This is a genomic window from Treponema sp. R80B11-R83G3, assembly GCF_054786115.1.
In genome coordinates this window covers 1-523 of the sequence record NZ_BDHF01000448.1, presented here as the reverse complement: position 1 = coordinate 523, position 523 = coordinate 1, and the positions used below count along the sequence as shown (strand labels likewise).

1 protein-coding gene is annotated in these 523 nt (G+C 36.9%); it reads right to left on the bottom strand.

Annotated features, from left to right (window positions below; translation table 11 throughout):
• A partial coding sequence (locus ACYVRH_RS14400; protein ID WP_461257557.1) for a DUF1016 N-terminal domain-containing protein occupies positions 1-408 on the bottom strand: 408 nt, incomplete at its 3' end.
• Between the last annotated feature and the right edge of the window lie 115 nt (positions 409-523).

The following is a 523-nucleotide window of genomic DNA, read 5'->3' as shown; positions in this document are numbered from 1 at the left end:
ATATATTCGTTCTTTATCCGATTTCAGCGGCAATAGCTCAATTATATGTGACCAGCTCAATTTTGCCGCCAGTGGCGGCAAAATCCGCGCATTGGGGAAACGTTCGTAAAATAGGGTCATTCTGTATAGATTACGCTCGGTGAAGTTTTTGCCGTATTTCGTAGTCAATTTTGCCGCCAGCGCCGTCAAAATCTTCTTTCCGTATTCGGCTCGTTCTCCGCCAAGTAAAACCGAACCTATGTAACGTCCTATTTCCCAATACATGAGCGTAACTTCACGGTTTGCATACATTCCAGCTTGGTTTTTTCGTTTTTCTATTATTTTGGAAATATGGGTAAAGAGCGAGGATTCATTGATTTGGGTGGTTTTTAGTGTGGGAACTTGCTTTTTTTTAGTTTTTTTTGCCATTGTTTGTCTCCTTTAACTTCCATTTTATTGTACATCATTTAATATTTTAATAAATTTCTTAATTTCAGAAATGAAATTATTATTAACTGACAATAAATCTCCATTAACCCAAAAC